This window comes from Rhodococcus sp. P4_B6, from assembly GCF_056402215.1.
Map to the genome: position 1 here is coordinate 20,828 of NZ_JBFUHV010000118.1, position 7,566 is coordinate 28,393.

7 protein-coding genes are annotated in these 7,566 nt (G+C 62.6%); 6 read left to right on the forward strand and 1 reads right to left on the reverse strand.

Annotated elements, in window-relative coordinates:
- Positions 1 to 62 precede the first annotated feature (62 nt).
- Entirely contained in the window at positions 63 to 1,592 is a 1,530-nt protein-coding gene (locus AC1DWT_RS35870) for an MFS transporter (RefSeq protein WP_477924303.1), read from the reverse strand.
- Positions 1,593 to 2,014: 422 nt separating this feature from the next.
- Here AC1DWT_RS35870 and AC1DWT_RS35875 point away from each other — a divergent pair, with 422 nt between their 5' ends.
- The 6 genes from AC1DWT_RS35875 to AC1DWT_RS35900 all read left to right on the forward strand — a co-directional run.
- Positions 2,015 to 2,293: a ferredoxin gene (locus tag AC1DWT_RS35875; protein ID WP_095861916.1), complete on the forward strand. Its 279-nt coding sequence runs from the start codon at positions 2,015 to 2,017 to the stop codon at positions 2,291 to 2,293.
- Between the two features lie 82 nt (positions 2,294 to 2,375).
- The gene (locus tag AC1DWT_RS35880) at positions 2,376 to 3,785 is read left to right on the forward strand and encodes an aromatic ring-hydroxylating oxygenase subunit alpha (protein ID WP_477924305.1); all 1,410 of its coding nucleotides are present in this window, start codon (positions 2,376 to 2,378) and stop codon (positions 3,783 to 3,785) included.
- A gap of 67 nt (positions 3,786 to 3,852) precedes the next feature.
- Positions 3,853 to 4,707, forward strand: a complete 855-nt coding sequence (locus tag AC1DWT_RS35885) for a VOC family protein (RefSeq protein WP_095861914.1) — start codon at positions 3,853 to 3,855, stop codon at positions 4,705 to 4,707.
- A 163-nt stretch (positions 4,708 to 4,870) separates the two neighbouring features.
- Positions 4,871 to 6,292 carry a FadR/GntR family transcriptional regulator gene (locus AC1DWT_RS35890; RefSeq protein WP_095861913.1) on the forward strand — a complete coding sequence of 474 codons (1,422 nt, stop codon included), beginning with the start codon at positions 4,871 to 4,873 and terminating at the stop codon, positions 6,290 to 6,292.
- Between the two features lie 134 nt (positions 6,293 to 6,426).
- Positions 6,427 to 6,912 carry a cupin domain-containing protein gene (locus AC1DWT_RS35895; protein WP_218834816.1) on the forward strand — a complete coding sequence of 162 codons (486 nt, stop codon included), beginning with the start codon at positions 6,427 to 6,429 and terminating at the stop codon, positions 6,910 to 6,912.
- Positions 6,909 to 7,566: alpha/beta fold hydrolase (locus AC1DWT_RS35900; protein ID WP_477924307.1), on the forward strand; the 658-nt coding region annotated here is incomplete at its 3' end. The genes AC1DWT_RS35895 and AC1DWT_RS35900, both read left to right, overlap by 4 nt.

The window sequence follows — 7,566 nt, forward strand, 5'->3', positions numbered from 1 at the left end:
GAAGTATGGCAATGATGACCGGGTCTGCCGGCCTGACCGGCGGCAGACCCGGATATGGAAAGTCAGAGCTTGTTGCGCTCCAGATCGCCGGTACTCGGCGATACTCCGTCAGCTGTGCCCGAGGCGGGTTCCGCGGTGTCGACCGAGAACTCCTCGATGGCCTCGTCACGCCGCTCACGAAGTACCGTGAAACCGACGAGAAGTGCGACGACACAGATCGCGGCCGAGATCCACAGCCACGTGGTGATGCCCCGATCTTGGTAAAACACACCGCCTTCCGGTGCAGACACCATATACGGAGCCAGGACCGCGAACATGACGACCGGAAGAATCGACGATGCACCCGTGGTGCACAACTGCACTGTGCCGGCTGTCGACCCCTGGTCGCCGGCGGGCGTGGCACGCATCACCAAATTCGGAACCGCAGCGGTGGATACGCCACCGGCAAGGCCGAGGAGGAGGCTGCCGATCATCACGGTGGCGAAAGTATCGTGCGCCAGCGCGAACGACACCAATGATGCCGCGAAGACAGCGATTCCCAGGGTCAGGAATGCACGAGGGTTTCGTCCTCGCGCAAGGAGTACGCCGATCACAGCGCCACCGAGGACAGTCGCCAGTTGCTTGGGAGTGGCGATGCTGGAGAATTCCAGGGGGTTCAATCCGAGACCGTACGTGACGCCGTTGTCCCGCGAAGTCATCGCGAGCAGCGGGACCAACTGATAGGTCGCGGCCGACACCGAGTAGGCAACCGCGCCCGCGAACGCCACGAACACCAGGGGCTTACGCCGGAAGAGCGCGAGTTTGATGATGGGCTCGTCGACGTTCCGCGTGCGCCACACGAACACGCACCCGAGAACGATCCCGATGAGCAGCAGCGGCGAGGCTTCGAGCCAACCCCAGGTCCGGCCCATGCTGACGTAGAGCAGCACGGGAACAACGGCACCGGCCAGGATGAGGCCACCGAGGAAGTCCGGCTTTGCCTCACGACGATTCGTCGATTCGGGCAGGATCGCCCAGATCCCGATGCACAGGCCGAGGGTCCATACCGCATCGAACAGGAACATTCCGCGGAAGCCGTGGTGCTCCAACAGCCATCCGATGACCGTGGGTGCTGCGATCGTGAATGCTCCCATTCCGGTGACGGTGATACTCGCTGCGAACGCGGCCTGCTTGGGCGGGTAGATGTCGCGAATGAAGGACGGGATCAGCGAGAGCGTTGCGAGAATGGGGCCCTGGAGAATTCGCCCGATCAGCAGGACCGTGAAGCTCGGAGCCACGGCGCAGATCAGGGCTCCCACCCCGGCCACCGTCATGGTGATCAGCAGCACCCGCCGCTTGCCGTAGAGGTCGGCGGCCTTACCGAGGAGTGGCGCGCAGACTGCACCGACGAGGAAGTAGACGGTCATCAGCCAACCGCCCTGCGTTGTCGGAAACTCCTTCAGGATGCTGGGCAGACCGATCGAGACCATGCTGTTGCCCAGCGAGAGCGCTTCGAGCACTGCCGACATGAGAACGATTCCGACGATCATCGTGGCGGTCCAGCCCTGTGCAGAATCGGGATCTCTGCCAGTTGTCGGTGTGGGTAGTGACATCGGTGTTCCTCCGTGGGAGGTAGGGGGCGAACGTGCGTATCAGCCGGATCGCCGGTGGTTCGCTTTCTGACGGGGGACGTCGAGCGGTATCCCGGCACCGACATGAGAATCGCTCTGTGACCGACACAGCTTAGGACGCCGTCACGAAGTACCCGCAGCGCCTATTCCATTTGATGGAACGACAAATGGACAATACGAAACCACTGCTGGAGAGTGATTTTCAAGCCTGATACAGGCAGCGTTCGGCGGGTGGCAGCCGGGCGGCTCCGCCCGGTTGTGCAGACCAGATGTGGTTCAGGCGGCGGTCCGTGTATCGCCAACGGCGCCCAGACACCGCCGGCCGTACCGGCCTCGTTGTGCTGCCGAGGCATCGGTCGATCTCGAGGTCCCAGAGCAGTTAGTGGATGAGGAAGGCATATCGCATGAGTGACGAAGTCCGGGTGTGGATCGAACACAACCTGTGCACCGGAGACGGTCTGTGCGTCCAGTACGCCCCCGACGTCTTCGAGTTCGACGACGCCGGGGTCGCCCATGTCAAGAGCGAACCAGCGGGTCCACTACTGACCGAAGAGGGGGCATCCGCACACGTGCCGGACAGCCTTCGCCTCGACGTCATCGATGCCGCCGACGGATGCCCGGGAAACTGCATCCACGTCGCCCGGATCGCCGACGGTGTCGAGATCGCCGGCCCGAACGCCTAGCCAAGTTGCCCACGTGCAGACGCACGATTGAACGCCAGTTACAGGAAGTGTGGTTGCGATGACAGTCGTAGATGAGCTTCGGATGAATCGGCCCATCTGGTTCGAAGGTGACGTTCCGCCGGAGAAGGTGCCCGAGAAGTACCGCCTGGACCGGGCTTTCATTCCGAAGGGTCGCTACCTGGACGAGGAGTTCCTGAAGCTCGAACTCGACAAGATGTTCACCCACACATGGCAGATCGCCTGCCGCGTCGAAGAGCTACGGGACGTCGGGTGCTTCGTCGAGTACGAGATCGGCAAGTTCTCGGTCCTGCTCGTTCGTGAGTCGAAGACCGAGATCCGGGCGTACCACAACGCATGCCGCCACCGGGGAACCCGTCTGGCCCGGGGTCGCGGACGAGTCGGCTCGCTGATCTGTCCGTTCCACGGCTGGCGCTGGAACCTGGACGGCTCCATCCGACTGGTGCTCGACCGGGAGGAGTTCGTTCCCCGCTCCGACGACGACCTCGGCCTGGTCCGCGTTCGGGCCGAGCAGTGGGCGGGCTTCGTCTTCATCAACCTCGATCCCGAGGCCATGCCTCTGCTCGAGTACCTCGACCCCGTCGCGAGGATCTTCGCGCCGTTCCAGCTCGAGAACTTCCGGTACCGGTGGGGCAAGGGCATCATCGCACCGTGCAACTGGAAGACGGCGATGGACGCATTCCTCGAGGCCTACCACGTGGCGGGAACCCACCCCCAGCTCTTCCGCCTCGACAAGTCCGATGACAAGCTCGCCTCGCTGAAGGAACTCGATAATCGGTCGTGGGCCCCGACGACCRTATACGAGCGGCACGCCCACTACTCGGCACTCGGGCCCAAGGCGTCGTCCTCGAGGAACGACGGTAAGGATCCGTCGAAGAAGACCGGCGACGGCAAATCCGACGAGCGCCTGAGCATCGCAGCCTCGATCCAGTACCTCCATGAGGATATGCGCGGTCTCGAGAACGAGCGCAGCTGGCGTGTCGCGGAAGCACTGAAGACGGCCGAACTGCCCGAAGGGATGACTGCGGGCAAATACTTCCTCCAGCTCTACCGGGAGCTGTCGATCGAGGAAGGCTACGACTGGCCGGTGATCACGCCCGAGCAGTGGTCCGAGGCAGGCAGCTCCTGGAACGTGTTCCCGAACAGCATCATCCTTCCGGGTCAGGGCTCGGCGTTCTGGTACCGGGCGCGGCCGATCGATGACGATCCCAACAAGTGCCTGTTCGAGATCTTCAGTCTCGACCAGATTCCGGTCGCCGACTATGACAAGAAGCGCGAGTTCGAACCGCAGTACTTCGACGACTACCGCGACGCCGACCTGGGGCAGGTCTTCTCCCAGGACTTCGCGAACATGAAGGACGTCACCGTCGGTATGCACTCCCCCAGCTTCGACGGCCACCGGCTGAGCGAAGAGCAGGAAATGACGATCTGGAACCACCACCGGGTCGCCGACAGGTTCATCTTCAACGACTGAAATGAATTCCGCATACGCAACTGCGTAACTGCGTACATCGTGTACCGCCACCGGATTGGAGTTGAGCATGGGGGTTCATTCCCTGGGCTACATCAGACTGAACACGTCTGATATCGACGCATGGAAACGGTTTGGAGAGGACTTCGTCGGCTTCATGCCCGTCGACGGCGCCGACCCGAGCTCCTTGTACTTCCGCATGGATCACTATCCCGCCCGAGTGGTGGTGACTCCCGCCGAGGAGTCGTCCTGCACGGCGATCGGGTTCGAGGTGATGAACCGGCGAGAGCTGGACGAGCTGGTCCGCGCGATCAGTGCGGAGGGTATCGAGGTGTCCTCCGGGTCGAAGGAGGAATGCGCGGAACGCCGAGTGAGCGGTTTCGCCCGATTCGCGGATCCCGGCGGCAACCAGATCGAGCTGTTCTACGGGCCGGTGCTCGATCATGTGCCGGTGAACACTCCGCTGGTGTCGAAGTTCGTCACCGGAAACATGGGGCTCGGTCACGTGATCGTGACGGCTGAGGACGTCGAGAAGACGTTCGACTTCTACAACCGAATCCTCGGATTCGTCGAGCGGAACACCGCTGGACCGGTCTACTTCATGGGATGCAACCCCAGGCACCACAGCTTCGGTATCACGCCGAGGCCGGGCCCGGCGGGCAAGGTCGTCCACATCATGGTCGAGGCGGAGACCCTCGACGACGTCGGCCTGGCCCTCGATCGCGCCTACGACATGGACCTGCCGATGATGAACACGCTCGGCAAGCACACCAACGACCAGATGGTGTCGTTCTACGTCTACTCGCCGGACAACTACGCCTTCGAGTTCGGATGGGACGGATTGCAGGTCAGCGAAGAGACACCGACCTATGCAATCACCGAGGGCGCATTGTGGGGCCATCGGTTCTCACCGCCCCCGCAGTGACCTCCATCGGCCCCCCACAACTGTGCTTGTCGGGGGGCCGATGACGTTCTGAGCGCCAGACACGCACTTCCAGCGATGACGTAGGCTACGTGCCTGGGCATGGGCTTGTGCATCACATCGCGAGCGTCCATGCTCGGATCGAGGGGATAGGAGTTCCTGGTAGATGCGACTTCCGGAGGGAAAAGAGCCGGCAGCAGTTGCACCCGAAAAGCTCGCCGTCCAAGTTGCTCGACGGATCGTCGACGAGATCATCGAACGACAGTGGCCGATCGGCGAAGTTCTCGGCTCCGAAACTGCGCTGCGTGAGCATTTCGGGGTGTCCCGGTCGATCCTGCGTGAAGCGATCCGGGTGCTCGAGCATTCTCGGGTGGTGCAGATGCGACAAGGGCCGGGCGGTGGGCTCGTCGTCGGTACCCCCGATCCGACTCCGGCCATTCGCGGAGTTGTCATCTACCTGGAGTACGCCGGGGCGACTGTGGAGCAGGTTGTGCATGCCCGCTTCGTCTTCGAACGAATGGCCATCGCGGCCGTTTCGGAATCGTTGACCGAGAGCGGAGTGCAAGAGCTCAGATCGAGCGCATCCGGTGAGGACGGTCGTCTCCCCGAGAACTTCCACATAGCGTTGGGTCGTCTCTCCGGGAACCCGGTACTCGAGCTGTACATCGACATCCTGGTCAGATTGACGGCGGCATACACCCATCGTGCACGAGGGATCGCCGGAAACACCGAGGAGGAGGGTTGCGCGGCCGCCAGGCAACATCTGGCGATTGCCGAATCGATAGTGGCCGGCGCCAGCAGTCGAGCACAAAGTGACCTGGTGACCCACCTCGACAGAGCTGCCACATGGTTGAGTGGCCTCGTCCACCCCCAGCCCGGAGAGAGTACGGCGATCGGGCCGATGGACCTGGATCCCGACGAATGGCCACGGGAGAGGAAGTTAGCCGGGTCCGTTGCAGGGCGCATTCGTGACGACATCGTCAGCGAGGGCCGGTACGTCGGCGAAGTCCTGGGGTCGGAAGCCGATTTCGTTTCACGGTACGGGGTGAGTCGCTCGGTGTTCCGCGAATCGATTCGGATTCTCGAGCACTACAGCGTGGCTCGTATGCGCCGAGGACCAGGGGGAGGGCTGGTCGTTCTCGAGCCCGATCCGACCTCCAGCATCCGGACGATTGCCCTGTACCTGGACTTCCGCGGAGTGACGGTCGAGCACCTGCGCGCAGTGCGCGAGGAAGTCGAATTGGGCTGCCTCACAGCCGCGATGAGGTCCGGGATGCTTGACAAAGCAGAACTCTGGGGAGATCGACAGAGGCGCGATTCGAAGGCCGGCCGGTGCAGTACCTGCCTCCGGGATCGAGTCGCAACACTGAGCGGAGATCCGGTGCTGATGCTGTTCCGCTCCGTTCTGGCCACTCTCTGGGACGAGTACGGCACAGGCCGTCGACCAAGCGATCCCTGCCGCTCGACAGATCAGACACCGGACGACCGAGCCGAGCTCGATGCGATCGTCGACGCCATGGTTGCCGGCGACGAAGGGCTCGCCCAGTTCCGAATGAGACGACATCTCCGGGAACACCCAGGCTGGTGAGTCAGGCGTTCAAGCCTGAACTCATTCCCAGCACCGCATAGAACCGAACGTCACCCATCGGCGCCCCACTCGGCCATTCCATCGAGCGGAATCGACGCAAGACGTGTCGATCGACCCGCAACTACGATGAAGCAATGACACTCGTATTCGGCAACCTTGTCGACGGTTTCGATTGGGTACCAATGGGTCTCGATCAACAGGCCAGCCCCAGCTACTTCTGGAACGAAGGTGGACTCCTCGCGGACGCACCGGTCGACTTCGGCGCGACCTTCGAGGGGAACATGTTCGTCACCAGCAAGCCGATCGACAGGCCTCGTTTCAATCGCAATCCGCTGCGGGTGACTCCGGGATTCACTGTTCCTCGCCATCATCACAACATGGACGAGATGCTGTTCATGCTTGCGGGTGAGTACAACATCGAGCACTACGACAACGAGGAACCCGAAACGGTCACAGTGCGTGCCGGCGACATCTTCGTGAGCCGTGCCGGGACGGCGTACACGATGACCGCGGGAAGCGAAGGCGCAACCTACATCGAGACGTGGCCGACGCCGGTGACGGAACTCGAGACCTACTGGCACAACTATGGCTGGGTCGCAGCCAAGGGGGAGAATCGGTGACCGCGACATTGCAGGAAATCACCCACGACAACACCAGCCGCACCCTCGAGACGAAGAAGGGCGTGCTCCACTATCACGAGGCGGGAGACGGCCCCCCTCTGCTTCTTCTGCACGGCTCCGGTCCCGGTGTCAGTGGGTGGAGCAACTACCAGGGCAACCTGCCGATCTTCGCGAAACATTTCCGCACTCTGATTCTCGACTTTCCGGGATTCGGCAAGAGCTACTCGTGTGACGACAACCCTATGCTGGCGGCCCTTCCGGCGGTACTCGACTTCCTCGAAGGCATGGAGCTCGACGCGGTTCCGGTCGTCGGCAACTCCATGGGCGGCAGCATTGCCGCCCGACTCGCTGCCGGCCATCCCGAACGTGTGAAGCGACTGGTCACGATCGGCGGCGTCGGAACCCCCGTGTACAGCCCGGCGCCGTCCGAGGGAATCAAGCTCCTGGTCCAGTTCGTCGAAGACCCCACACGCGAACGCCTCGTGGCATGGATGGAATCCATGGTGTACGACACCGCTATCCTGACCGACGAGTTCGTCGAAAGTCGCTGGAAGGCAGCATCGGATCCCACGGCGCTGAGCGACGTCAGAAAGCTGTTCAATTCGGCAGCTCTCGCCGGAATGCGCGGACGGAACGGAGCAGCCGCTGTCAACC